Source organism: Oceanibaculum indicum P24, assembly GCF_000299935.1.
Classification (GTDB): Bacteria; Pseudomonadota; Alphaproteobacteria; order Oceanibaculales; family Oceanibaculaceae; genus Oceanibaculum; species Oceanibaculum indicum.
The window spans coordinates 83,827-106,747 of the sequence record NZ_AMRL01000008.1 but is presented as its reverse complement, the minus strand read 5'-3'; the positions used below and the strand labels follow the sequence as shown (position 1 = coordinate 106,747).

Below are 22,921 nucleotides of genomic sequence, written 5' to 3'. Positions count from 1 at the left end.
AACGGACTCTCCCATGATCGTCCTAGCCCGGCAGGCCCGTCGCCTGGCGGGCAAGGTCAAACGTACGCTCTTTCCGCCACCGCCGGCGCTCCTTCCGCCGACGACGCTGCATACCGGGGCCGTCGATGTGATCGAGACGCGGCATGGCTGGATGCTGATTCCACGCAGTGACACCACCATCGGCGAATCGCTGCGGCGCTATGGCGAATGGGCGGAATCGGAAATCGCCCTGATGGGAAATTTCGTCGGGCCGGGCGGCACGATTCTGGAGGTTGGCGCCAATCTGGGCGCGCACACGCTTGCCTTTGCGAAGATGGTCGGGCGCGAGGGGCGGGTGATTGCGGTGGAGCCGCAGCGCTACATCCATGCCTGCCTGTCCGGCAGCGTGGCGGCCAACGGCCACACGCAGGTGTTGATCCTGAATGCGCTGGCCGGCGACCGCACAGACCACGTCCTGCCGCCGCTCGTCGATTATGCGGCGGCAGGCAATTTTGGGGCGGTGCATTTCCGCGATGTCCAATCCACCACCCGCAGCTTCGAGGCGATCCCGATGATCTGCGCCGACGATCTGGCGCTTGACCGGCTCGACCTGGTGAAGATCGATGCGGAGGGCATGGAGGCGGAGGTGCTGCGCGGCATGGCCGGCACGCTGGAACGGCTGCATCCCGCCCTGTTCGTGGAGGCGACAACCAGGGGCAGGGCCGAGGCGGTGGAGGCCGTGCTGCACCCGCTGGGCTATCGCGGCTGGACGGCTAAAGCGATGGCCTACAACCCGGATAATTTCCGCGGCGACAGGTACAATATCTTCGGTGCTTCAACCGAGACCAACGTGCTGTACCTGACCGAAGATCAGGCCGCGCGCCATGCCGCCGCACTCGCTGACATGCCGCCCTTCAGCCCCTCGGATATGCCGCTTTAGCCGCCATATTCCCGCGCCGCATCTTCCAGCCACAGGCCGGCATAGTCGGCGAAGGAGCGCAGAACATAGAGCCGGAAACCCTCTGCGCTGCGCAGCAGCGTGATATCGGCCTTCGCCAGCGTGGTGCGCGCGACGTGGCCTTGCGCGAAGGCCGTCGGATGCAGGTCGAGGCTGCATCCCTTGGCCAGCAGCTCGGCCGCCTTCTCGCCGGCGACATCGAATCCGAGATAGACGTCCGAGACATCGACGATGGCGGCATGCTGCCCGGCCAGCCCGGTTTCCAGCGCGGCCTGCAGGGCTGCACGCTCCTCTTCCGTGCAGAGCAGCAGCCACTCGTCCGGGCCAAGCCAGCACACCGTCGCCTTGTCGCTGGCGGTGCTGGTCAGCGGTTCGGTCGGCAGGGCGACGCCCAGTGCCTTCTTCGCGGCAGCGGCGATCTTCTTGTCCGCCGCGTCGGCGCGCAGGATCAGCTTGCCCCCGGCTGGCAGCGGCGCGATGCGCACCGGCGTGTCCGTCATCGTGTCAGCCATTGGCGCGTTCCCCCTTGGGATCGAAGAAGACCGGCTCGGTCACCGTCACCTTGATGACCCGGTCCGGCATCGGCACGGACAGGGTCTTGCCGGCCAGCGAGCGGCCGCCCTTCAGCACCGCCAGCGCGATGGAGCGCCCGACATTCGGGCTGTAATAGCTGGAGGTCACATGCCCCAGCATCGGCATGGGCGGCTTGTCCAGCACCGTCTCCACGACATGCGCGCCTTCCTCCAGTACCTCTTTCGGGTCCTCGGTCAGCAGCCCGACCAGCTGCTTGCGGCCCTCGCGCACCGTGTCGGAGCGGGCGAGCGAGCGCTTGCCGACGAAGTCCGGCTTCTTCGCCGAGACGATCCAGCCCATGCCGAGATCATCCGGCGTCATCGAGCCATCGGTTTCCTGGCCGACGATGATGAAGCCCTTTTCGGCGCGCAGCACATGCATCGCCTCGGTACCGTAGGGGGTGATGCCGAAGGGCTCGCCGGCCTGAATCAGCGCTTCCCACAGCTCCCGGCCCCGGCTGGCGCGGACATTGATCTCGTAGGACAGCTCGCCGGTGAAGCTGATGCGGATGACCCGCGCCGGAATGCCGGCGACAGTGCCCTCACGCAGGCTCATATGCGGAAAGGTCTCGTTGCCGGTGTCGATGTCGCCGGTCAGACCCGCCAGCAGCTCGCGGCTCTTCGGCCCGTTGATGGTGATGGTGGCGTACTGCTCCGTGACCGAGGTGAGATAGACCTTCAGATCGGGCCATTCGGTCTGCAGGTAATCCTCCAGATGCACCAGCACCTGTGCGGCGTTGCCGGTGGTGGTGGACATCAGGAACCGGTCCTCCGCCAGCCGCACGGTCACGCCGTCGTCGAACACCATGCCGTCCTCGCGCAGCATCAGGCCGTATCGCGCCTTGCCGATGCCCAGCTTCAGCCAGGCATTGGTGTAGATGCGGTTCAGGAACTCCGCCGCATCCGGCCCCTTCACCTCGATCTTGCCGAGGGTGGAGGCATCCAGGATGCCCACGCCGGTACGCGCCGCCTTCACCTCGCGGTTCACGGCGGCGTGCATGTCCTCACCCACCTTCGGGTAATACCAGGCGCGCACCCACTGGCCGACATTCTCGAACTTCGCACCCTGCGCTTCGTGCCAGCCATGGATCGGCGTGCGCCGCACCGGGTCGAACAGCTTGCCGATATTGCGCCCGGCGATGGCGCCGAAGGCGACCGGCGTATAGGGCGGGCGGAAGGTGGTGGTGCCGACCGCCGGGATATCCTGCCCCAGCGTTGCCGACAGGATCGCCAGCGCATTCACATTGCTGGTGCGGCCCTGATCGGTACCCATGCCGGTGGTGGTGTAGCGCTTCACATGTTCGACCGACCGGAAACCCTCGCGCGCCGCCAGCTTCAGGTCGGCGGCGGTGACGTCATTCTGGAAATCGACAAAGCATTTGGCCCGCGCCAGCGGCTTCTCCGGTGGCAGCAGCCAGACCGGGGCGGCTGCCGGGACTTCCGGCTCCTCGATCTTCAGGCTGGGCGTCTTGCCGGCGGTGAAGCCGGCATCGCTTGCCGCTGCCGCCCCGGCGGCGAAGCCTTCCGCCAGGCACTCAGCCGTCGTCAGCGCACCATTGCCCATGCCGGCGCTGCGCAGGGGCTGGGTCGCCTCGCCAGGGATGAACACGCCGTCCGCCTCGCGGAAGGAGAGCTTGCCGCGCGACTGCGAGAACAGGCTGACATTGGGGTTCCAGCCGCCCGACATGGCGACGAGGTCGCAGGGAATGCCGAAGCCCTTGCCCTCAATGCGGCTGCCGTCCGGGGACAGCTTCGCCAGCCTGACGCCATCGACGCGCAGCCGGCCGGTGGTGCCGATCACGCCATGGCCCTGATAGAGCCGCAGGCCCGCCGTGCGCGCCGCCTGGGCCAAGGGGGCGGGCAGGGGACCGGTGGCCTCTGCCCGTGTATCGACGATGGCGGCGACACCAATGCCGGCCCTGTGCGCTTCCAGCGCGGTCAGGTAGCCGCTGTCGTTGCTGGTGACGACGACCAGCGCATTGCCGGGCCGCGTACCATAGCGCGCAATATAGCTGCGGACCGCACCGGCCAGCAGGATGCCGGGCCGGTCATTGCCGGCGAACACCAGCGGCCGCTCGATGGCGCCGGCCGCCAGCACCACCTGCTTCGCGCGGACCTTCCACAGCCGCTGGCGCGGCAGATGCGCGGGCGAAAACGGACCCAGATGGTCGGTCACGCGCTCCGCCAGCCCCAGCCAGTTATGGTCGTAATAGCCGAAGGCTGTGGTCCGGCGCAGCAGGGTGACATTCTCCATAGCGGCCAGCTCGGCCACGGTCTTTTCCACCCAGTCGGTGGCCGGGCGGCCACTGATGCGGATGCCGTCCCTGCCTTCGGTGAGCAGCCAGCCGCCCATCTCCGCCTGTTCGTCGGCCAGGATGACCCGCGCTCCGGCGCGGCCCGCCGCCAGCGCCGCCGCAAGGCCTGCAACGCCGCCGCCGGCGACCAGCACGTCGCAATGGGCGTGGCGGTGCTCATAGGTATCCGGGTCCGGCCCGTCCGGCGCGCGGCCAAGCCCGGCCATGCGGCGGATCGCGCGTTCATAGGTCATCCAGCCGCGCTTCGGCCACATGAAGGTCTTGTAGTAGAAGCCCGACGGGATCAGCGGCGAAGCGATATCGTTGACCTCCCCCAGATCGAAGGTGAGCGAGGGGAAGCGGTTCTGACTGGCTGCCACCAGCCCGTCATACAGCTCGATCTGCGGCGCGCGCAGGTTCGGCTCGGTATGGTTGCCGAGGCCAAGCTGGATCAGCGCGTTCGGCTCCTCCGACCCGGCGGAGAAGATTCCGCGCGGCCGGTGGTACTTGAAGCTGCGCCCGACCAGATGCACGCCATTGGCGATCAGTGCCGAGGCCAGCGTATCGCCGGGATGGCCCTCATAGCGGTTGCCGTCGAACAGGAAGGAAAGCGTGCGCGACCGGTCGATCCGGCCGCCATCGGGAAGGCGGTGCGACTGGCTCACTTGCGCACCTCCGGCTTTTTCTCGCCCGGCTTATAGACCGCCAGCACCGTATCCGTATGGGTGTTGCGGATGGCGTTGAACCAGCGTCGGCAGCCATGCGCGTGATACCAGCGTTCGGCATGGTCGCCCTTCGGGTTCGTGCGCAGGAACAGGAAGTCGGCCCATTCGGCGTCGGAAAGAGTATCCGCCCGGCTTTCGCGCTTCAGGTGCGCTTCGCCGCCATAGCGGAATTCATGGACGTCGCGGTCGCCGCACCAGGGGCAGGGGATGGTCAGCATATTTCTATTCCTCAGTGCGCAACAGCGGCGGCGCCATGCTCGTCCACCAGCTTGCCAGTGGTGAAGCGCTCTAGGCTGAAGGGAGCGGCCAGCGGATGCGGCTCGCCGCGCGCGATGGTGTGGGCGAAGACATGGCCGGAGCCGGGCGTGGCCTTGAAGCCGCCGGTGCCCCAGCCGCAATTGATGAACAGCCCCTCGACCGGAGTCTTCGACAGGATCGGGCTGGCATCCGGGCAGGTATCGACGATGCCGCCCCATTGCCGCAGCATCCGCATCCGGCTGAACATCGGGAACATCTCGACGATGGCGTGCAGCGTGTCCTCGACCACGTTGAAGCCGCCGCGCTGCGAATAGGAGGTGTAGGTGTCGATGCCGGCGCCGATCACCAGCTCGCCCTTGTCCGACTGGCTGACATAGGCATGCACCGTGTTCGACATGACCACCGTGTCCAGGATCGGCTTCACCGGCTCCGACACCAGCGCCTGCAGCGGGTGGCTCTCCACCGGCAGGCGGAAGCCCGCCATGCCGGCCAGCACGCCGGAATGGCCGGCGGTGACGATGCCCACCTTCTTCGCGCGGATGGTGCCCCGGCTGGTCTCCACACCGGTGACCTTGCCGCCCTCGCGCAGGATGGCGGTGACTTCGCAATTCTGCAGGATATCGACGCCGCGCGCATCGGCGGCGCGGGCATAGCCCCAGGCCACCGCATCGTGACGGGCGACGCCGCCGCGCCGCTGCACGGTGGCACCCAGCACCGGATGGCGGATATCGGGCGATAGATTGATGAGCGGGCAGAATTCGCCGACCTGCTCGCGGCTCAGGAAGTCGCAGTCGATACCATTCAGCCGGTTGGCATGCGCCCGGCGCTTCAGCTCGCGCAGATCGTGCAGGTTGTGCGCCAGGTTCATGACGCCGCGCTGGCTGAACATGACGTTGTAATTGATGTCCTGGCTCAGCCCTTCCCACAGCTTCAGCGAATGCTCGTAGAGGGCGGCACTCTCGTCCCACAGATAGTTGGAACGCACGATGGTGGTGTTGCGTCCGGTATTGCCGCCGCCGATCCAGCCCTTTTCCAGCACGGCGACATTGGTGATGCCGTGTTCCTTGGCCAGATAATAGGCGGTCGCCAGCCCATGCCCGCCGCCGCCGATGATGAGGACGTCGTATTCCGGCTTCGGGTCGGGACTGCGCCAGGCGCGCTCCCACCCCTCATGATAACCAAGCGCGTTGCGGGCCAGGGCCCAGATCGAATAGCGGCGCACGATGTTCTCCTAAAAGCTCGCGGGCAGCATAACGGGTTGCTCGCATCGCGGAAACGGCTCAACCCGCATGGCCGCCTGCACTATCTGCGGACCAGTAGGCGATGGCCTGTTCCAGCAGAATCCGGTAATGGGCGATGGCCTCATCGCCCTCAGGCGGGCCGTCATAGCGGCCAAGCTCGGTCAGCAGCCAGAAGAAGCCGCGGCCGGGGATCAGCCCGTCCTTGCGCGTCGCCAGTGCTGCCAGCAGCGGCAGGCCGGCGGCATGGTCGGCGCGGACCATCTGCTCCAGCGCCTCGGTCACGCGGTGCACCAGATGCGGCGGCTGCATGCCGGCAGCATGGGCAAGCTCCAGATAGGCGATGGTCTCGCCATTCCGGGCGCAGCCTTTCAGTACGGCGCGCAGCCGTTCCTGCAGATATTCATCTTCCATGGCCCTGCACAAACACCATCTATGGCTATAAGGCAATGGTGCAAGGATAAGGGCTGCAGGTCGGGGCAAGGGGGCAATCATGCATGAACGGATGGCGCTGCTGTTCGCCAACGAGGCGTTCTACGCGGCCTTCGCCGGGCGGGATTATCCGGCGATGGAGGCATTGTGGGCACGCCGGGCGCCGGTTGCCTGCATCCATCCCGGCTGGGGCGTGCTGGAAGGACGCGAGGCGGTGATGGAAAGCTGGCGCGGCATTCTGGGCAATACCGGCAACGCGCCGTCCGTCACCCCGCGCGACGCCCGCGCCTTCGTACTGGGCGAGGCCGGCTATGTCACCTGCTTCGAGGCGTTTCCCGAGGGCTTCCTGATTGCCACCAACCTGTTCGTCCGGGAAGAAGGCGAGTGGCGCCTCGTCCACCATCAGGCCGGCCCGACCCGCGATCAGCCGCCCGAAGACGAAGACGAGGACGACCCCACAAGGCCCCGGTCGGTGCAGTAGGGCTAGCTGTTCGCCAGTTCGACCATCGCCTCGGCGAGTACGCGCGCGCCGGCGGCGAGGTCGCTGGCGCTGGCGCGCTCCAGCTCGTTATGGCTGATGCCCTTCTCGCACGGCACGAACACCATGCCGACCGGCGCCACCGCGCTGATCAGGCCGGCATCGTGGCCAGCACCTGAGGGCATGTCCATCGAGGGCAGCTCCAGCCGTTCGGCGGCGCGGCGCACCGTATCCACAACCTGCTTCGGGAAATGCACCGGCGGGTTGGTGCCGAAACCCTTCACCGTGACCGGGCAGGGGGCGGCCTTTTCCTTGGCGATCCGCTCCACCGCATCGCCGCGCTGCTTCAGCACCTCCATGTCCGGGTGGCGGAAATCGATGGTGAAATGCACATGGCCGGGCACGACGTTGGGGGAGCCGGGCGAGACCTCCATGCGGCCGACGGTGAAGCGCACCACATCGTCAGGATCGTGCATCAGCTCCTCCAGCGCCGCGATCACGCGCACGGCGGCCGACAGCGCATCCTTGCGGTTGGCGCGTGGCGTGGTGCCGGCATGGGCTTCTTCGCCCTCGATATCGATCTCGAAGCGGCGCATGCCCTGGATCGAGGTGACGACGCCGATTTGCAGCCCCTCGGCCTCCAGACGCGGCCCCTGCTCGATATGGGCCTCCAGATAGGCGTGGATCGGCGTGCCCAGCGGGCGTCGGGTGGCGTCCGGCGTGGCGGCCAGGCAGGGTTGCAGCGCGTCGCGCACGCTGATGCCGGCGCGGTCCGTCATGGCCAGAATCTCATCCAGATTCTTGCGCCCGGTGAACACGCCGGAACCGACGCAGCCCGGCTGGAAGCGGCTGCCTTCCTCATTCATCCAGATACCAACTTCCAGCGGCCGGCGGGTCTTCACGCCATTGCGCTCCAGCGCTTCCAGCACCTCGAAGGCGGCCAGCACGCCATAGGCGCCGTCATATTTGCCGCCGGTCGGCTGGGTGTCGATGTGCGAGCCGGAAACCACGGGCGCGGCGTCGGGGTCAGTGCCCTCGCGCCGGATGAACATGTTGCCGATCGGGTCGGTGGCAATGGTGAAGCCTAGTCCCTTCGCCCAGCCGGCGATCAGCTTGCGCGCCTCCACCTCCTCGCCGGTCAGCGCCTGCCGGTTCACGCCGCCCTTGGGCGTGCCGCCGATGGCGCCCAGCGTCTCGTGGCGGTCCCACAGCCGCGCCTCGTCGATCAGCGGGCCGACCAGGTTGGGCCGTGCTGCAGACTGGGACGCTATATCGGTCATGCGCTATGCTCCTGTTTCTTCGGATTTCGGCGCAACCTTAACATCCACTTCGCGAGGTTTGAATGCTCCCGACCCATGGCCGCTATGAGTATGTGCCCATTGTTGGCCGGCCGGACTATTGCTGGCCGGGCGAGAAGCGGCTGGCCGTCTATATCGCACTGAATCTGGAGCATTTCGCCTTTGGCGAGGGGCTGGGTGCGGAGCTGGCGCCCGGCGGGCCGCAACCCGATGTGCTGAACTATGCCTGGCGCGACTATGGCAACCGGGTCGGCGCCTGGCGCATGCTGGAGCTGTTCGACGAGCTGAAGCTGCCGGTCAGCGTGCTGGTGAACAGCGAGATCTACGGCTATTGCCCGCAGCTGATGGATGCCTTCCGGGCGCGCGGCGACGAGGTGGTGGGGCATGGCCGCACCAATGCAGAGCGGCAGGGCGTGCTGGACGAGGCGGCGGAGCGCGCGCTGATCGCGGAGGCGACCACGATCATCGAACGGCATGAGGGAAAGCGGCCGCAAGGCTGGCTCGGCCCCTGGATATCGGAGAGCCGTTTGACGCCCGACCTGCTGCAGGAGGCCGGCTACCGCTATGTGCTGGACTGGTGCGCGGATGACCAGCCGATCTGGATGAAGACAAGGCAGGGGCGTATTCTGGCTATGCCCTACCCCCAGGAAATCAATGACATACCGGCGATTGCCGCACGCAAGGTCGAGGGTGATGTCTTCGCCGATATGATCGTCGATGCGTTCGAGGAAATGCTCCGCCAATCCGAAAACCAGCCACTGGTCTTCGGTATCGCCTTGCATGCCTATATCGTCGGCCAGCCGCACCGGCTGCGCCATCTGCGGCGGGCTCTCAGCCACATCGCGTCACGGCGCGACGATATCTGGCTCACCCATGCCGGCGCCATTGCCACGCATGCCCTGGCGCAGCCTGAGGGCGTGGTGCCCTAGGCTCTTAAAAGAGGGCCATGGTGCCCTTGATGCCGAAGATCAGCGCGCTGATCAGCAGGATCAGGTCGCCGATCACCAGCATCTCAAACCAGCTGGCATCGCCCACGGTGCCCTGGCCGCCGGTCCCGAGGACCTTGCCGTTGGGGCGGAGGGAGAGCTGTTTCAGGTAGCGCGAGAAGAAGACGAAGGACGCAAGCAGCAGCACGGCGAGGCCGAGCATCAGAAGCGCGTTCATGACCGGAGTGGCCCTTGGAACACGAGTTGCCGCCGGACGGTTCGCATCGACGACAGGGCGGACTCCCCGAAACGGGGCGCCTTTCGCCGTCCGGCACGGGCCGTACGATACGGCCAGCGGCAGCATCGCGCCGGGCGCCGCGCGGGAGTAACGCAAAGATAGCATGGGAGAGCCCGCAGCCATGCAGCAGCGTCATTTGGAGGGCTGGGGGCCTTAATCCCCTGTTATTTCACGCTTTCCAGAACCTCCAGGAAGCGGTCCAGCTCGGCATCGTTGTTGTAGTAATGCACGCCGGTGCGGAGCACCTTCTCCAGCCCGCGCTGGGTCATGTCGATACGGGTCGAGGTGATGCGCGAGACCGAACAGTTGATCTTGTTGGCGGTCATCGCCGCCATGATCGCCTCCGGCTCCACGCCGTCACGGGTGAAGGTGACGATGCCGCAGCGCTTCTCCCCAAGATCGCGCACGGTGACGCCGGGAATGGCGGAGAGCTTGTCGCGGAAGCCGTCCGCCAGCTCGGTCACCCGCGCCTCGATGGCGTCGATGCCCCAGCCCATCGCATAATCGATGGCGGTCTTCAGGCCAATCTGGCCGGCGACGTATTTCTCCCAGTTCTCGAAACGCTTCGCGTTGGGCTGCATCTTGTAGCTGTCAGGGCCGGTCCACAGCGCCGAATGCAGGTCGAGGAAGGGTGGCTCCAGCTTATCGAGCATCGACTTGCGGACATAGAGCAGGCCGGTGCCGCGCGGGCCGCGCATGTATTTGCGGCCGGTGACGGAGGCCATGTCACAGCCGATCTCCTGCATGTCCAGCTTCATCTGGCCGAAGGACTGGCAGGCATCCAGCAGGTAGGGGATGCCGGCGGCGCGGGCGACCTTGCCGATGGCGGCGGCCGGGTTCACCAGCCCGCCATTGGTCGGCACATGGGTGACGCTGATCAGCTTCACCCGGCTGTCGATCATGTTCTCCAGCGCCTTGACGTCAAGCTGGCCGCTATTGTCGTTCGGCACCACCTCGACCACCGCGCCGGTGCGCTTGGCCACCTGCAGATAGGCGATGTAATTGCTGGCATATTCGGCCGCGGCGGTCAGGATGCGGTCGCCCGGTTTGAAGGACATGGAATAGAAGGCCATGTCCCAGGCAACCGTCGCGTTCTCCACCGAGGCGATCTCGTCGGTCGAGCAGTTGAAATAGCGCGCCGCGCTTTCGTACAGCCCCTCGACCTCTTTGTCCCGCGCGCGCCGCGCCTCATAGCCGCCGATCTGCGCTTCCAGATCCAGATGGTCCTTCACCGCCTTCAGCACCGGTGCCGGCATCAGCCCGGCCCCGCCATTCGCCAGATGAATGACCGTCTCGCAACCCGGTGTCTCCGCCCGTGCGCGCGCCACATCGAAACCCATGTCCAAGCCCCTGATTGATTATCGTTCTGAATTGACCCTGCAGCCTGTCACCGCCGGCAGGCGGAGGCAACGCCTCAGTCGCCGCGCTCCTTACGCCTGCCCAACAGCCCGTGTGGGCGGAAGATCAGTATCACGGCCAGCAGGGCGAACACCGATACATCTTTGTAGGCCCCGGTAAAATAGGCGGACCAGAAGGTCTCCAGCGCGCCGATGACGAAGGCGCCGAGGATCGCCCCCGGCACCGAGCCGATGCCGCCGATAATGGCCGCCGCCAGCGCCTTGAAGCCGATCAGGAACCCCATGTGGAAGTTCACCCCGCCATAATAGAGCGCCAGCAGCAGGCCGGCCGCCGCGGCAAGCGCGCTGCCGATGGCGAAACACAGTGCCACCGTGCGGTCCACATCCACGCCCAGCAGCGCCGCCATGCGCGCATCCTCGCCGCAGGCCCGGATCGCCCGGCCGGTGCGGTGCCGGGCAAGCAGGAACAGCAACCCGGCCAGCAGCGAAGCGGCGGTCGCGATCAGCACCAGCTGGCCGAGGCTGGCATAGACCGCGAAATCGCCGCTGTCGGCGATGCGGTAGCGCGCCGAGAACACCGGTTGCAGCCAGCGGTCGCGCGTGCCCTGGACCAGCCGGACGCCCTCCTGCAGCAGGATCGACAGGCCGATGGCGGCGATCAGCACGGCATGGGACGGGCTGCCGCGCAGCGGGCGGAACACCAGCCGTTCGCTCTGCCAGCCATAGAAGCCGGTGATCGCCATGACGGCGGCCAGCAGGCCCAGCAGCACCAGCGGATTGGTGAGGACCCCTCCGGCCTCGCCCGCCAGCACGGCCAGCAGCACGGTGACATAGGCGCCCAGCATCGCCATCTCGCCGAAGGCGAAGTTGATCCGTCCGATGATGCCGTAGATCAGCGTGAAGCCCGCCGCCAGCAGCGCGTAGGGGCTGGCCACGGTCAGCGCGTTCAGCAGCTGCTGGAAGAAGTAGGCGGCCGGTTGCCAGGGGGAGGCGGGGCGCTCCGGGGCCGGGCCGGCCAGCCGCAGCGCCAGGAACAGCATGTGCCGCTGTACCGGCGTCAGCACACCCTTGCGGTCGGTCTCCAGCCGGATCAGCGCGAAGCTGCCATCCTCCTGCGCCTCGGCGGCGAAATCGCAGCGAATCCAGCGGGTGACCCCGCTGCCCGCCAGCCGGTACTCGCCGCGCACATTGTTCAGCGTGCCCTCGGGGTGGCGCCAGCGCAGCCAGTCGATGCGGTCATAGCCTGGCTCCAGCACCGACAGGAAGCGCTCGCAGGCGGCGCTGCGGGCGATATTGGTGCCGCAGCCGCCCAGCGGTGCCATCAGCAGCACCAGCAGCAGGCAGGCAAGACCGGTCCGGAGATGGTGTCGCGGGCCGGTCATGCCTGCGCCATCACCGCTTAGGCCGGCAGCGAAGCCGCGTTCGGCGCGATGATGGCGAAGCGGTCGGCCAGTGCCGCCAGCGAGGCGCGGTGCAGTTCCGCCGCGCCGATGGTGCCGCCGCCGGGTGCCGGCAGGTCGCGGGTTGCGCACGCACTCTCCACGATGGTGCAGCGATAGCCGAGATCGAGCGCCGCGCGCGCCGTGGAACTGACGCACATATGGGTCATGAAGCCGACCAGGATCAGCTCCTTGCGGCCAGTGGCCTTCACCGCCGCGTCCAGATCGGTCTGGGCGAAGGCGTTGGGCAGCGGCTTCCAGATCACCGTCTCGCCCTCCGCCGGCTTTACCGGTTCGGCGATCTGTCCGCGCGGGGCATCTGGATCGAACGCCCCGCCGGACTTGCCGCGATGGGCGATATGGATGATCGGCGTGCCGGCGGCGCGCGCGGCGGCGATCACCCGGGCGCATTCGGCCAGCGCGCTCGCCACGCCGGGCAGAGCCAGCGCACCATTCACATATTCGTTCTGGCAATCGATCGAGACGATGGCGGCAGCGGACAGGGCAGACGGCGTCAGCGGCGCGCCGGACATCTCAAGCAGGGTTTTCGGACCAGTCATGGGGTTCCTCTGGGAATTCCTTGGATGGGTTTGTTGATTGGTCAACAAGCTAGTGCCTTTCCCGGTTTCAGGGAAGCGGCAGCGCCATGCCCGCGCGAGTAGCCGCATGGATGTTTTTTGTGAATGCTCCTTACAGGCGGGATATTGAGTTTTGAAATCTCGTGCTACTTTTGCGGGAAGACACCGCGCCAGACAATTTCCTGTCGCCAATTTGCCCGTCTGTTTTTGGTACCGAATGAATTTGGAACGCCGGACGCCGCCGACCGCGATGCTGATCGCGGTGACCATGACCGGACCGCTGGCGCTGAATATCTTTCAGCCCTCCATGCCGAACATGGCGCGCGTCTTCGCCACCGATTACGCGACGATCCAGCTCAGCCTGACGCTGTTCCTGGCGGGCGTGGCGGTGGGGCAGCTGTTTTATGGCCCACTGTCCGACCGGTTCGGCCGGCGGCCTGTGCTGCTGGGCGGGCTGACGCTCTATGTCCTGTCCAGCCTGGTGGCGATGGTGGCGCCGACGGTCGAATTCCTGATCCTGGGCCGCATCGCGCAGGCGCTGGGCGGCTGTGCCGGTATGGTGCTGACCCGTGCCATGGTGCGCGATATCTATACGCGCGACCGCGCGGCCAGCGTGCTGGCCTATATCGTCATGGCGATGGCGGTCGCGCCGGCCATCGCGCCGGCCATCGGCGGCTATCTCGAATCCTGGTTCGGCTGGCAGGCGAGCTTCCTGTTCGTGGCCGTGTTCGGCGCGCTGGTCATGGCCGCTGCCACGCGCTGGCTGCATGAAACCAACTTCCAGCGTATTGAGGGGGCGAGCCTCGGGACCATGATCGGCATCTATGGCCGGCTGATGCGCCAGCCCGTCTATGCCGGCTATGCGCTGTCGGTTGCGTTCTCGACCGGGGCCTTCTTCGCCTTCATCGGTGGTGCGCCCTATGTGGTGATCGAGCTGATCGGCGCCTCGCCCCAGGATTACGGCATCTATTTCATCCTGGTGGCGGTCGGCTACATGACCGGCAGCTTCATCGCCGGGCGGCTCAGCATGCGCTATGGCGTGGACCGGATGATCCGGCTGGGCGTGGCGATCTCGACAGTGGGGGTGGTGGCGATGATCGCGGCGGCACTCTGGCTGCCGCTGTCGCTCTTCGGCCTGTTCGCGCCGATGGGGGTTATCGCCATGGGCAATGGCGTCAGCCAGCCGAGCGGGGTCTCGGGTGCAGTCAGCGTGGACCCGGGCGTTGCCGGATCGGCCTCCGGCCTGCTGGGCTTTTCCCAGATGGCGCTGGGCGGGTTGCTGACCTTCATCATCGGTCATGCGCTGTCCGACAGCGCCTGGCCGCTGATCATCATGATGGCGGTCTGCACGGCGGTCGGCTATGGCGCCTTCGTCCATGCCTGCCGCAGCCGGCTCAGGGCGGCCAGGGCCACCCTGAGCGAGGCACGGGCGGGTGACTAGCCTTTAATAGCCCAGCGCGCAGCCATCCTTGCGCGGGTCGGAGCCGGCGACCAGAACGCCGGTCTCCAGATCGCGGAAGATCGCCTGGCTGCCGCCGATCGGCTTCTTCGCCGGGGCACGTTCGACCGTGTGGCCGCGCTTTTCCAGATCGGCGATGGTCGCGTCATCGACGCCGTTCTCCACCTGCAGCGGACCGCCATAGGCGAAGGTACGGGGGGCATCCATCGCCTCCTGGATGTCCATGCCGCGATCCAGCATGTTGGTGATGAAGCCGGCATGGCCGGTGGACTGATACTGGCCGCCCATTACGCCGAACGGACCGACACAGGTGTCGCCCTTCATCGCCATCGCCGGGATGATGGTGTGCATCGGCCGCTTGCCCGGCGCGATGGAATTCACATGGCCCGGCGCGAACTTGAAGGACAGGCCGCGATTCTGCAGCACCACGCCGGTCTTCGGCGTAACGATGGTGCTGCCGAATCCGTGGAACACCGAGTTGATGAAGGAGATCGCGTTGCCGTCCTTGTCCACGACGCACAGATAGGTCGTGTCCTTGTGCTCCACGCTGTCCACATCGACGGAGACCGGCGCGCCGGCCTTGCTCATGTCGATCCGGGCGCGCAGCGCGTCGGCATAGCCGGCACTCAGGATCTTCTCCACCGGGATCTTCACCTGGGCCGGATCGCCGATATAGTCGTCGCGCTGGTGATAGGCCAGCTTGGTCGCCTCGGCCAGCAGATGGATGCGGTCGGCCTCGCTGAGGCCGGTATCCTTCAGGTCGAAGCCGGACAGGATGTTCAGGATGATCAGCGCGGTGATGCCCTGGCCGTTCGGCGGGCATTCATAGATGTCGAGGCCCTTGTAGGTGGTCTTGATCGGCTCGACATATTCCGGCGCGGCGTTGGCGAAATCCTCCAGCGTGTGCAGGCCGCCGCGACTGTTCAGGTGGCTGACGATATCCTCCGCCACCTCGCCGGTGTAGAAGCCGTCCCGGCCCTTAGCCGCGATCTTCTTCAGCGTGGCCGCCAACAGCGGCGCCTTGAAGACGGAGCCGATGGCCGGCGCCTTGCCGTCCACCAGCACGATCTTGCTGCTGACCGGATCGGCGGCCAGGCGCGGCGCATCGCCGGCCCAGTCGCTGCCGACCTTCGGGGCGACGACGAAGCCTTCCTCGGCCGCCTTGATGGCCGGCTGCAGCAGCTCGCCCAACGACTTGGTGCCATGATCGGCGACCAGTCGGTCCCAGGCGGCGACGGCGCCCGGAACGGTGACACCATGCGGGCTGTTCAGCGGCTGCGTGGTCTCGCCGCGCTCGGCATACCATTCGGCATGAGCGGCGGCCGGCGCCTTGCCGGACCCGTTCAGCGCGATCACCTTGCCCTTGCCCTTCGGCACGTACAGCACGAAGCAATCGCCGCCGATGCCGGTCATCGCCGGTTCGATGACACCCAGCAGCGCCACGGCGGCGACGGCAGCATCGACCGCGTTGCCGCCCTGCTGCAGGATGTTGAGGGCGGCCAGGGTGGCCTGCGGATGCGAGGTGGCGACCGCGGCGTTCTGGGCATAGACCGGCGAGCGGCCGGGACGGTGGAAGTCTCTCATGGGGCGTCCATCTTATATGTGTTTGCAAAGTGCCGGGCCGGTAGGAACTGGCGAGGGCGGCATGTCGAGTGCCATCTTTCAGAGTGGGTCGGCGCGGTCAAGCGTTACGGCATATGAACTGTCATGAATTATCGTGAGGCCAAGGGGCGATGATGTTTCCGGGCGAGGCTGGTACGGCGATAACGCCGCGTCTGCGCCGCGACGCGGTGCTGGCCGTCGCGCTGACGGCGGCAGCCATGCTGGCCCTGCTGATCGGCCAGATGGCGCACCCGCTGCAATTCGCGCAGAGCCTGCTGCCCTTCGCGCTGATCGGCGGGTTCCTGATCCGCGGGCTGTCCCACCACGCGCCGCATACCCGCTTTGGCGCCGCCAATCTGGTCACGCTGCTGCGCGCCGCCGGCGTGTGCCTGCTGGCCGGCCTCATCGGCCGCGTGGAGGAAGCCGCCAATCTGGGCTGGCTGCTGCCGCTGACGGCGCTGGCGATCCTGGCGCTGGACGGGCTGGATGGCTGGCTGGCGCGGCGGCTGGGTCTGGTCAGCGCCTTTGGCGCGCGCTTCGATATGGAGGTCGATGGCTTCCTCATCCTGGTGCTGTGCCTGCTGGTGGCGGAAGGCACGGCGGCCGGCCCCTGGGTCGTGCTGTGCGGCGCGCTGCGCTACCTGTTCCTAGCCTGGCTCACGCTGATGCCGCGCTATGACCGGCCGTTGCCGCCCAGCCTGCGCCGCAAGAGTGTCTTCGTCGTGCAGGCCATAGCGCTGGTGGCGGCACTGGTGCCTGGCCTGCCGGATTTCGCGGCCACTGCCCTGGCGGCGCTGGCGACCGGCCTTGTGACTGCCTCATTCGCCATCGATAGTCTCTTTCTGTACCGAACCGAACGGAAGGAGCGAACCTTATGACCCTGATGCGGCAACTTCCCGCGCTGACGCTGGCAGCCCTGCTGACGCTGGGCGCCGTGCGCGCCGAAGCGGCGCCGGAGGCCTACAAGATCGACCCGGAGCATCTGTCCATCGGCTTCCTGGTCGATCACATCGGCTATGCGAAGGTTCTGGGCCTGTTCCGCGAGGCCGAGGGCAGCTTCCGCTTCGACCGCGAGACGCGGCAGCTCTCCGACCTCACGGTCAAGATCAAGAGTGCCAGCGTCTATACCGCGCACGAGAAGCGCGACGAGCATCTGCGTGGCCCTGACTTCCTGAATGCCGGGGAATTTCCGGAGATGGTCTTCACCATGACCGGCAGCGAACCGACCGGCGAGCGTACCGGCAAGGTCACGGGCGACTTGACCATCCTTGGCGTCACCAGGCCGGTCACGCTGGACGTGACCTGGAACAAGAGCGCCGAGTACCCGTTCGGTGGCGGCCTGCTCTCCAAGCCCAATTTTGTCACCGGTATCTCCGCGCGCGGCAGCTTCAAGCGCAGCGATTTCGGCATGATGTACGCAGTCGAGAATGGCTGGGTCGGCGACAGGGTCGATCTCATCATCGAGGCCGAGGCGATCCGGCAATAGCATGGCCGACAGCGATCCCTGCGCCGGTCTGGAGGACGGCCCCTGGGTGCTGGCCCATCTGGGGCAGAGCCTGGATGGCCGCATCGCGACCGCCAGCGGCAAGTCGCATTATGTGACCGGGCAGGAGAATATCGTCCATCTGCACCGGCTGCGCGCACTGGCCGATTGCGTGCTGGTCGGTGCCGGCACGGTGGCGGCGGACGATCCGGCACTGACCGTGCGCCATGTGCCGGGCCGCAACCCGGTGCGCGCGGTGATCGACCCGATGGGCCGCCTCCCGCGTGATCGCAGGATATTCACCGACGGCGAGGCCCGCACGCTGGTGCTGACCGGCACCGTTGACGGGCCGGGGGAGCGGTTTGTGCTTCCGGCACGGCCGGAAGGCATCGCTCCCGCCGATATCCTGTCGGCGCTGCGCGGGCTGGGCTTGTCCCGCATCTTCATCGAAGGCGGCGGGCGCACCGTCTCCGGCTTCCTGCAGGCCGGGTTGCTGGACCGGCTGCAGATCGCGGTGGCGCCAATGCTGATCGGCTCCGGCGTACCGGCGATCACCCTGCCGGTCATCGACAGCCTAGACAGCGCCTTGCGGCCGCCCTGCCGCATCCATCCGATGGGGGCAGATGTGCTGTTCGACTTCGACCTCAGAAAGAATAGTTAGCCTGGCAGGGCCAGCAGATCGGTATGGCCGACGCGGTGGCGGCTGGTGCCGGCACCGATGGCGAAGCGACGGCGCTGCCGCCAATGTTCGATCTCCCCGGCGCGATCCGGCGCGATCTCCAGCGCGGCCTGGACATAGCCGGCCAGCAGCGCCTCCTGCATGTCGCGGTCGCCGGCCTCCATCTGCCAGTCGCTGCGGCCCGTCTGGACAGTGAACTCGGCGGCGCGGAAGGCGGCTGTCGCGGCCTGCGCGGCATCGGGGCCGAGCGCCGGGCCGAAGCTCTTGGTGCCGCGCTGGTGCCGGTCGAACAGCGCGTGCATCTCCGCATCCAGCCGGTCCACCGGTGTCCAGTCGAGCCGCCCGTCATAGGTCAGCGCGGCATAACAGGCGAGGCCGTGGCGACGGCAGAGATCGACAAGGCTTGCCAGCCAGTCCGCCGAGACCAGATCGAGCAGTGCCGAGGCGGTGACCAGGCGCACGCCGTCCAGCGGCAGATCATCCAGTCCGGCGGCCAGATCGGCCCGGTGCGGGACCAGACTGGCGGTGAAACCCGTGCCGGTGACAGCGTCTCCCGTCATCTCATGGCCAGCCGCCGACGCCCAGCGGGCGGTGTGGTCCGGGATCGCCTTCAGCAGGGCAGGGTCATGATCCGCCATCACCCAGCGCTGCGTGCCGCGCAGCAGCGGCGCCAGCGCCCGCAGGGAGGCACCGGTGCCGCAGCCGAGATCGAGAATGCCGATCCCGCCATAGCGCACGCGCCAGTCCCGCAATCGGTCTAGCAGCGCCTTGTCGCGCGCCGCATCGTCATAGGGTGCGCGCAGGGCGAGCCAGTCGGATGAGAAGCCGCTCATAGCGTCTCCAGCAGGGTTGCGAGGGCGCGGGCCTGATCCGGCCAGCGCGGCAGGGTATCGCGTGCCTTCAGCGCGCCATCGCGGAGAGTCTGACGCAGGGCATGATTGGTCATCAGTCTTTCCAGCGCCTGCGCGAAGGCATCGGCATCGCCGGGTGGCACCAGCAGCCCGGCCTCGGGCGGAACGGTGGTCGGGATCGCGCCGCCGGTGGTGCCGATGACCGGCAGGCCGCGCGCCAGCGCCTCGGCGAACACCATGCCATAGCCCTCATAATGCGAGGCCAGCGCGAACAGGTCGGCCCGGTCATAGAGGGCCGCCAGTGCCGCGCCATCGACTTCGCCAGCCATAGTGACACGATCCGATAAGTTCTTGTTCTGAAGCAATTTTTTGACCAGCGCCGCTGTTGCCTCGTCGCGTGCGCCGCCGGCCAGTGTCAGCGTCCAGTCATGGTGCAGCAGCGTGCCCAGCGCGGTCAGCAGCACGTCATGCCCCTTGCGCGGCGTCAGCGTGCCGACGGCGAGGATATGCAGACCGGGGTTGCCGGAGCCCTGCGCCACCGGGGCGGGGTCGGTGCCGGGCAGGATCACCGTGACGCGCTGTGCCGGCACGCCATAGGGGACCAGCGCCGTGGCTGTGAAGGGGCTGGTGACGACGACATGGCGGACCATCGCCAGCGCCGCCTTCTCGCTTTCGAACAGCCAGTGCCGGGCCGCTTCGTCCAGTCCGGTTTCCTCGGCGAGCGGATGGTGCACCAGTGCGGCGAGGCGCAGCCTTGTGGCGTGCGGAGCGATCACGGCGGGCAGCACGCCCAGCGCCAGCCCGTCGATCAGCACCAGCGCATCGTCCGGCAGGCTGGCGAGGATATCGCCCGCCTGGCCCAGATCTGTGGCGCCGGGGAAGGGGAAGCTGTCGGCCAGCCGATGGCGATGGAGCGTCCAGCCAAGCGCTTCCAGCCCGGCGGTGATGCGGGCATCATAGAGGTAGCCGCCGGTGCGCGTCTCCGGATCGCCCGGCAGCAAGAAATGCAGGCTGCTCACGCTTGCAGACTGCCCTCATAGGCGGCCCAGGCGGCGTGACTTTCATGCAGGGCGACCTTCATGCCGGTGAGGCCACCGGCCTGCGCGCCCAGATCGCCCGCCGCGATGCGCGCCGCCATGCGGTCGAACACCACCTTGGCCATGAATTCGGTGGTGGTGTTCTGGCCGCGGAACTGTTCTTCCTCGTCCAGATTCTTGAAGTTGAACTCCGCCAGCACGGCTTTCAGCGTGTCGGTCGCGCGGCCGATATCGACGACGATGCCGTCGCTGTCCAGCTTCGGGCGGCGGAACTCGACATCCACCACATAGGTGGCGCCATGCAGCGCCTGGGCAGGGCCGAACACTTCACCCACGAAGCTGTGGGCGATCATGAAATGGTCGCGGACGGTGACGCTGAACATGATGGATTCCTCAGTAACGGATGCGGTGGCAGAGCGTGCCGGCAGGGTTTGACGCGAGTGTGGGCATGAGGTCCGGCAGTTCCTCGAACGGGCTTTCACCGGTGATCAGCGCGTCCAGCCGGTCATCGGCCAGCAGCGACAGGGCCAGCGCCATGCGGTCGGCATAGCAGCGCCGCGCCCGCCGGGCCGGGGAGATGCCGCCGACCTGAGATGATTTCAAAATCAATCGTTTGGAATGAAACTCTTCACCCAATGGAAGAGGAACAAGCGTGCTGCCGTACCAGCTCATTTCCAGCACTGTGGCTTCATAGGCGGCGAAGGTCAGCGCGCTTTGCAGCCCCATCGGGTTACCGCTGGCATGGATGACGATATCGGCCTCGCGGGTGGCGTCGCGGGTCAGCGCGAAGGGGATGCCCAGCGCCTCGGCGATGGCGGCCTTGGCCGGATCGATATCGATCAGCTCGACCTTTGCGCCCGGCAGGCGGCTGGCCAGAAAGGCGACCAGACAGCCGACCACGCCGGCGCCGATCACCGCGATGCGGTCACCGACCAGCGGGGCGGCATCCCAGAGCCCGTTGATCGCGGTTTCCATATTGGCGGCCAGCACGGCACGTTCCGGCGGCAGGCTGTCGGGCAGGGGGGTGACGGCATCGGCCGGCACGACATAGCGGTCCTGATGCGGGTACAGGCAGAAGATTGGGGTGCCGGCGGGCAGGGCGCCATCCTCCACCACACCGATATTGATGTAGCCATATTTCAGCGGGGCGGGGAAGAAGCCGCCCTGGAAGGGAGCGCGCATCGCCTGCCACTGGCTCTGCGGCACCTTGCCCTGGAACACCAGGCTCTCCGTGCCCCGGCTGACGGCGCTGTAGAGCGTGCGTACGCGCACTTCGCCCCCGGCCGGTTCCGGCAGGCTCTCCTCGCGGATCACGCCCTTGCCGGGCCGGTCAATCCAGAAGGCGCGGGCTGTGTTGGTTATCATTCTATGGTCCTGCCGGAAAAGCTTTAAGGTCAGGTAGATAGCGCCGCCATCTGCGCTTTCAAGAAATCGGCGAGAAGCTGGAATTCCTCGCGCCGGGCGGTGCCGCGCCGCCAGACCAGCCCGATCTCACGCGTGGCCTCAGGGTCGTCCATGGGCCGCGCGACCAGACGGGTGCCGTCCAGCAGCTTGCCATCCAGCGCCAGCTTCGGCAGCAGCGTGACACCCAGCCCGTTATCGACCATCTGCACCAGCGTATGCAGGCTGGTGGCGCGGAAGCCCTGGCTGTTCCGCGCGCCTTCCAGCCGGCAGGCGGCCAGCGCATGGTCGCGCAGGCAATGCCCGTCTTCCAGCAGCAGCAGATTCTCGCCCTTCAGCGCTTCCACCGGGACAAGGTTGCGCTGCGCCAGCGGATGCTCCGGCAGGCAACAGAAATAGAAGCTGTCTCCGGCCAGGGAGACGGTCTCGACATCGCCGATGTCGTACGGCAGGGCCAGCAGCAGGATATCCAGCGCGCCCTCCTTCAACTGCTCGACCAGCCGTTCGGTGCGGTCCTCGGTCAGATACAGCTTCAGTGCCGGATAGGCCTCCCGCAGGGCGGGCAGGATGCGGGGCAGCAGGAACGGGCCCACCGTCGGGATGACGCCCATGCGCAGGCGGCCGGACAGCGGCTGCCGGCCGGCGGCGGCCTCCTCCACCAGTTCCTCCGCATCACTCAGCAGCTTTCTTGCGCGCTGCAGCACGGCCTCACCCACAGGGGTGAAGATCACACTGCGGTTGCCGCGATCCACCAGCACCGTGCCCAGCAGGGTTTCCAGCTCTTGGATGCCGGCGCTTAGGGTGGATTGGGTGACGAAGCAGGCCTCGGCGGCCTTACCGAAATGATGATGTTCGGCCAATGCCACGAGATAGCGGAGCTGCTTCAGGGTGGGGAGTGGGGTCATTGATTTTATCGATTGTAACTATCGGATTAACTCATTGGAAAGAATGCGTGCGCTGCAGCATATTCCGTTTGTCGGCTTACCCGAACCCAATTCATGGAGAGACATCAACATGCTTACCATTGGCGACAAGTTCCCCGCTTATTCCCTGAAGGCCGTTGAGTCGGCCGAGCTGCCGAAGGACTTCCCGGTTCTGAACCAGGACAGCTTCGAGGGCAAGTGGAAGGTCTACATGTTCTGGCCGAAGGACTTCACCTTCGTGTGCCCGACCGAGATCGTGGCGTTCGGCGAGCTGAACGAGGATTTCGCGGATCGCGACGCGGTTCTTATCGGCGGCTCCACCGACTCCGAGTTCGTGCATGTCGCCTGGCGCCAGAGCCGCGATGACCTGAAGGCTGTCACCTATCCGTGGCTGGCCGACATCAAGAAGGAGCTGAGCGCTGCCCTCGGCATTCTCGACAAGGAAGAGGGCGTCGCCAACCGCGCCACCTTCATCGTCGATCCGGACGGCATCATCCGCTTCGTGTCGGTGAACGACCTGTCGGTCGGCCGCAACCCGAAGGAAGTCATCCGCGTGCTGGACGCGCTGCAGACCGACGAGCTGTGCCCGTGCAACTGGCAGAAGGGCGAAGAGACCCTCAAGGCCGCCTAAACAGCGCCTGAGGGGCGGCGGATG

Annotated in this window: 24 protein-coding genes; 8 read left to right on the top strand and 16 right to left on the bottom strand. The window is 66.8% G+C overall.

Features of this window, described 5'->3' with window-relative positions; all coding sequences use genetic code 11:
• Positions 1-13 precede the first annotated feature (13 nt).
• Complete coding sequence (locus P24_RS19210; protein ID WP_008944328.1) at positions 14-919, top strand: FkbM family methyltransferase; 906 nt, start codon at positions 14-16, stop codon at positions 917-919.
• Here P24_RS19210 and P24_RS08645 read toward each other — a convergent pair.
• Genes P24_RS08645 through P24_RS08625 form a run of 5 tightly spaced genes read right to left on the bottom strand, consistent with a single transcriptional unit; the run spans position 916 to position 6,438 of the window.
• The gene (locus tag P24_RS08645; RefSeq protein WP_008944327.1) at positions 916-1,449 is read right to left on the bottom strand and encodes a sarcosine oxidase subunit gamma; all 534 of its coding nucleotides are present in this window, start codon (positions 1,447-1,449) and stop codon (positions 916-918) included. The two genes, P24_RS19210 and P24_RS08645, sit on opposite strands and share 4 nt — an antisense overlap.
• Entirely contained in the window at positions 1,442-4,468 is a 3,027-nt protein-coding gene (locus tag P24_RS08640; protein ID WP_008944326.1) for a sarcosine oxidase subunit alpha family protein, read from the bottom strand. The genes P24_RS08645 and P24_RS08640 overlap by 8 nt, the downstream gene beginning before the upstream one ends.
• Positions 4,465-4,746, bottom strand: coding sequence for a sarcosine oxidase subunit delta (locus P24_RS08635; RefSeq protein ID WP_008944325.1), 282 nt, complete (start codon positions 4,744-4,746; stop codon positions 4,465-4,467). Before P24_RS08635 ends, P24_RS08640 begins: the two co-directional genes overlap by 4 nt.
• An 11-nt stretch (positions 4,747-4,757) precedes the next feature.
• Positions 4,758-6,008, bottom strand: coding sequence for a sarcosine oxidase subunit beta family protein (locus P24_RS08630; RefSeq protein ID WP_008944324.1), 1,251 nt, complete (start codon positions 6,006-6,008; stop codon positions 4,758-4,760).
• Positions 6,009-6,066: 58 nt separating this feature from the next.
• Positions 6,067-6,438, bottom strand: coding sequence for a hypothetical protein (locus tag P24_RS08625; protein ID WP_008944323.1), 372 nt, complete (start codon positions 6,436-6,438; stop codon positions 6,067-6,069).
• Positions 6,439-6,517: 79 nt separating this feature from the next.
• On the opposite strand from P24_RS08625, the gene P24_RS08620 reads away from it, so the two are divergent.
• Positions 6,518-6,937 (top strand): nuclear transport factor 2 family protein, encoded by a 420-nt coding sequence (locus P24_RS08620; RefSeq protein WP_008944322.1) that lies wholly within the window; start codon positions 6,518-6,520, stop codon positions 6,935-6,937.
• Between the two features lie 2 nt (positions 6,938-6,939).
• On the opposite strand, the gene P24_RS08615 is transcribed toward P24_RS08620, so the two are convergent.
• Positions 6,940-8,214 (bottom strand): M20 family metallo-hydrolase, encoded by a 1,275-nt coding sequence (locus P24_RS08615; RefSeq protein ID WP_008944321.1) that lies wholly within the window; start codon positions 8,212-8,214, stop codon positions 6,940-6,942.
• Between the two features lie 62 nt (positions 8,215-8,276).
• On the opposite strand from P24_RS08615, the gene P24_RS08610 reads away from it, so the two are divergent.
• The gene (locus P24_RS08610) at positions 8,277-9,161 is read left to right on the top strand and encodes a polysaccharide deacetylase family protein (RefSeq protein WP_008944320.1); all 885 of its coding nucleotides are present in this window, start codon (positions 8,277-8,279) and stop codon (positions 9,159-9,161) included.
• Positions 9,162-9,165: 4 nt separating this feature from the next.
• On the opposite strand, the gene P24_RS08605 is transcribed toward P24_RS08610, so the two are convergent.
• The 4 genes from P24_RS08605 to P24_RS08590 all read right to left on the bottom strand — a co-directional run bounded on the left by P24_RS08605 (position 9,166) and on the right by P24_RS08590 (position 12,813).
• Positions 9,166-9,396 (bottom strand): hypothetical protein, encoded by a 231-nt coding sequence (locus tag P24_RS08605; protein WP_008944319.1) that lies wholly within the window; start codon positions 9,394-9,396, stop codon positions 9,166-9,168.
• Positions 9,397-9,620: 224 nt separating this feature from the next.
• Positions 9,621-10,796, bottom strand: coding sequence for an aminotransferase class V-fold PLP-dependent enzyme (locus tag P24_RS08600; RefSeq protein ID WP_008944318.1), 1,176 nt, complete (start codon positions 10,794-10,796; stop codon positions 9,621-9,623).
• A gap of 74 nt (positions 10,797-10,870) precedes the next feature.
• Entirely contained in the window at positions 10,871-12,196 is a 1,326-nt protein-coding gene (locus tag P24_RS08595) for a branched-chain amino acid ABC transporter permease (protein ID WP_008944317.1), read from the bottom strand.
• A 17-nt stretch (positions 12,197-12,213) separates the two neighbouring features.
• Positions 12,214-12,813, bottom strand: coding sequence for a cysteine hydrolase family protein (locus tag P24_RS08590; protein WP_008944316.1), 600 nt, complete (start codon positions 12,811-12,813; stop codon positions 12,214-12,216).
• A 235-nt stretch (positions 12,814-13,048) separates the two neighbouring features.
• Between P24_RS08590 and P24_RS08585 the strand changes: the two genes are divergently transcribed.
• The gene (locus P24_RS08585) at positions 13,049-14,272 is read left to right on the top strand and encodes a multidrug effflux MFS transporter (protein WP_040707088.1); all 1,224 of its coding nucleotides are present in this window, start codon (positions 13,049-13,051) and stop codon (positions 14,270-14,272) included.
• 3 nt (positions 14,273-14,275) lie between these two features.
• Here the strand turns inward: P24_RS08585 and ggt are convergent, their stop codons facing one another.
• Positions 14,276-15,874: a gamma-glutamyltransferase gene (gene ggt, locus P24_RS08580; RefSeq protein ID WP_008944314.1), complete on the bottom strand. Its 1,599-nt coding sequence runs from the start codon at positions 15,872-15,874 to the stop codon at positions 14,276-14,278.
• Positions 15,875-16,023: 149 nt separating this feature from the next.
• Between ggt and P24_RS08575 the strand changes: the two genes are divergently transcribed.
• From P24_RS08575 to P24_RS08565, 3 genes are read left to right on the top strand one after another with little or no spacing between them, the layout of a single operon-like run.
• A complete protein-coding gene (locus P24_RS08575; protein WP_008944313.1) occupies positions 16,024-16,770 on the top strand; it encodes a CDP-alcohol phosphatidyltransferase family protein in 747 nt (248 codons plus the stop codon).
• Positions 16,767-17,378 (top strand): YceI family protein, encoded by a 612-nt coding sequence (locus tag P24_RS08570; protein WP_008944312.1) that lies wholly within the window; start codon positions 16,767-16,769, stop codon positions 17,376-17,378. Before P24_RS08575 ends, P24_RS08570 begins: the two co-directional genes overlap by 4 nt.
• A 1-nt stretch (position 17,379) precedes the next feature.
• Positions 17,380-18,036: a RibD family protein gene (locus P24_RS08565; RefSeq protein ID WP_008944311.1), complete on the top strand. Its 657-nt coding sequence runs from the start codon at positions 17,380-17,382 to the stop codon at positions 18,034-18,036.
• Here the strand turns inward: P24_RS08565 and P24_RS08560 are convergent.
• Genes P24_RS08560 through P24_RS08540 form a run of 5 tightly spaced genes read right to left on the bottom strand, consistent with a single transcriptional unit; the run spans position 18,033 to position 22,248 of the window.
• Entirely contained in the window at positions 18,033-18,887 is an 855-nt protein-coding gene (locus tag P24_RS08560; RefSeq protein WP_008944310.1) for a class I SAM-dependent methyltransferase, read from the bottom strand. The two genes, P24_RS08565 and P24_RS08560, sit on opposite strands and share 4 nt — an antisense overlap.
• Positions 18,884-19,924, bottom strand: a complete 1,041-nt coding sequence (locus tag P24_RS08555; protein ID WP_008944309.1) for a glycosyltransferase family 4 protein — start codon at positions 19,922-19,924, stop codon at positions 18,884-18,886. Before P24_RS08555 ends, P24_RS08560 begins: the two co-directional genes overlap by 4 nt.
• A complete protein-coding gene (locus P24_RS08550; RefSeq protein ID WP_008944308.1) occupies positions 19,921-20,325 on the bottom strand; it encodes a 6-pyruvoyl trahydropterin synthase family protein in 405 nt (134 codons plus the stop codon). Before P24_RS08550 ends, P24_RS08555 begins: the two co-directional genes overlap by 4 nt.
• Before the next feature lie 10 nt (positions 20,326-20,335).
• Positions 20,336-21,307, bottom strand: a complete 972-nt coding sequence (locus P24_RS08545; RefSeq protein WP_008944307.1) for a zinc-dependent alcohol dehydrogenase — start codon at positions 21,305-21,307, stop codon at positions 20,336-20,338.
• 29 nt (positions 21,308-21,336) lie between these two features.
• On the bottom strand, positions 21,337-22,248 hold the full coding sequence (locus P24_RS08540) for a hydrogen peroxide-inducible genes activator (RefSeq protein ID WP_008944306.1): 912 nt from the start codon (positions 22,246-22,248) through the stop codon (positions 21,337-21,339).
• 109 nt (positions 22,249-22,357) lie between these two features.
• Between P24_RS08540 and P24_RS08535 the strand changes: the two genes are divergently transcribed.
• Positions 22,358-22,897: a peroxiredoxin gene (locus P24_RS08535; RefSeq protein ID WP_008944305.1), complete on the top strand. Its 540-nt coding sequence runs from the start codon at positions 22,358-22,360 to the stop codon at positions 22,895-22,897.
• Positions 22,898-22,921: the final 24 nt, after the last annotated feature.

Excerpts from the sequence above, each read along its gene's own strand:
- P24_RS08635 (WP_008944325.1), bottom strand. The coding sequence starts at position 4,746 with ATGCTGACCATCCCCTGCCCCTGGTGCGGCGACCGCGACGTCCATGAA.
- P24_RS08605 (WP_008944319.1), bottom strand. The coding sequence starts at position 9,396 with ATGAACGCGCTTCTGATGCTCGGCCTCGCCGTGCTGCTGCTTGCGTCC.
- P24_RS08610 (WP_008944320.1), top strand. The coding sequence starts at position 8,277 with ATGCTCCCGACCCATGGCCGCTATGAGTATGTGCCCATTGTTGGCCGG.
- P24_RS19210 (WP_008944328.1), top strand. The coding sequence starts at position 14 with ATGATCGTCCTAGCCCGGCAGGCCCGTCGCCTGGCGGGCAAGGTCAAA.
- P24_RS08570 (WP_008944312.1), top strand. The coding sequence starts at position 16,767 with ATGACCCTGATGCGGCAACTTCCCGCGCTGACGCTGGCAGCCCTGCTG.
- P24_RS08600 (WP_008944318.1), bottom strand. The coding sequence starts at position 10,796 with ATGGGTTTCGATGTGGCGCGCGCACGGGCGGAGACACCGGGTTGCGAG.
- P24_RS08620 (WP_008944322.1), top strand. The coding sequence starts at position 6,518 with ATGCATGAACGGATGGCGCTGCTGTTCGCCAACGAGGCGTTCTACGCG.
- P24_RS08585 (WP_040707088.1), top strand. The coding sequence starts at position 13,049 with ATGAATTTGGAACGCCGGACGCCGCCGACCGCGATGCTGATCGCGGTG.
- P24_RS08540 (WP_008944306.1), bottom strand. The coding sequence starts at position 22,248 with ATGACCCCACTCCCCACCCTGAAGCAGCTCCGCTATCTCGTGGCATTG.
- ggt (WP_008944314.1), bottom strand. The coding sequence starts at position 15,874 with ATGAGAGACTTCCACCGTCCCGGCCGCTCGCCGGTCTATGCCCAGAAC.
- P24_RS08575 (WP_008944313.1), top strand. The coding sequence starts at position 16,024 with ATGATGTTTCCGGGCGAGGCTGGTACGGCGATAACGCCGCGTCTGCGC.
- P24_RS08590 (WP_008944316.1), bottom strand. The coding sequence starts at position 12,813 with ATGACTGGTCCGAAAACCCTGCTTGAGATGTCCGGCGCGCCGCTGACG.
- P24_RS08565 (WP_008944311.1), top strand. The coding sequence starts at position 17,380 with ATGGCCGACAGCGATCCCTGCGCCGGTCTGGAGGACGGCCCCTGGGTG.
- P24_RS08545 (WP_008944307.1), bottom strand. The coding sequence starts at position 21,307 with ATGATAACCAACACAGCCCGCGCCTTCTGGATTGACCGGCCCGGCAAG.
- P24_RS08615 (WP_008944321.1), bottom strand. The coding sequence starts at position 8,214 with ATGACCGATATAGCGTCCCAGTCTGCAGCACGGCCCAACCTGGTCGGC.
- P24_RS08645 (WP_008944327.1), bottom strand. The coding sequence starts at position 1,449 with ATGGCTGACACGATGACGGACACGCCGGTGCGCATCGCGCCGCTGCCA.
- P24_RS08550 (WP_008944308.1), bottom strand. The coding sequence starts at position 20,325 with ATGTTCAGCGTCACCGTCCGCGACCATTTCATGATCGCCCACAGCTTC.
- P24_RS08595 (WP_008944317.1), bottom strand. The coding sequence starts at position 12,196 with ATGACCGGCCCGCGACACCATCTCCGGACCGGTCTTGCCTGCCTGCTG.
- P24_RS08625 (WP_008944323.1), bottom strand. The coding sequence starts at position 6,438 with ATGGAAGATGAATATCTGCAGGAACGGCTGCGCGCCGTACTGAAAGGC.
- P24_RS08560 (WP_008944310.1), bottom strand. The coding sequence starts at position 18,887 with ATGAGCGGCTTCTCATCCGACTGGCTCGCCCTGCGCGCACCCTATGAC.
- P24_RS08535 (WP_008944305.1), top strand. The coding sequence starts at position 22,358 with ATGCTTACCATTGGCGACAAGTTCCCCGCTTATTCCCTGAAGGCCGTT.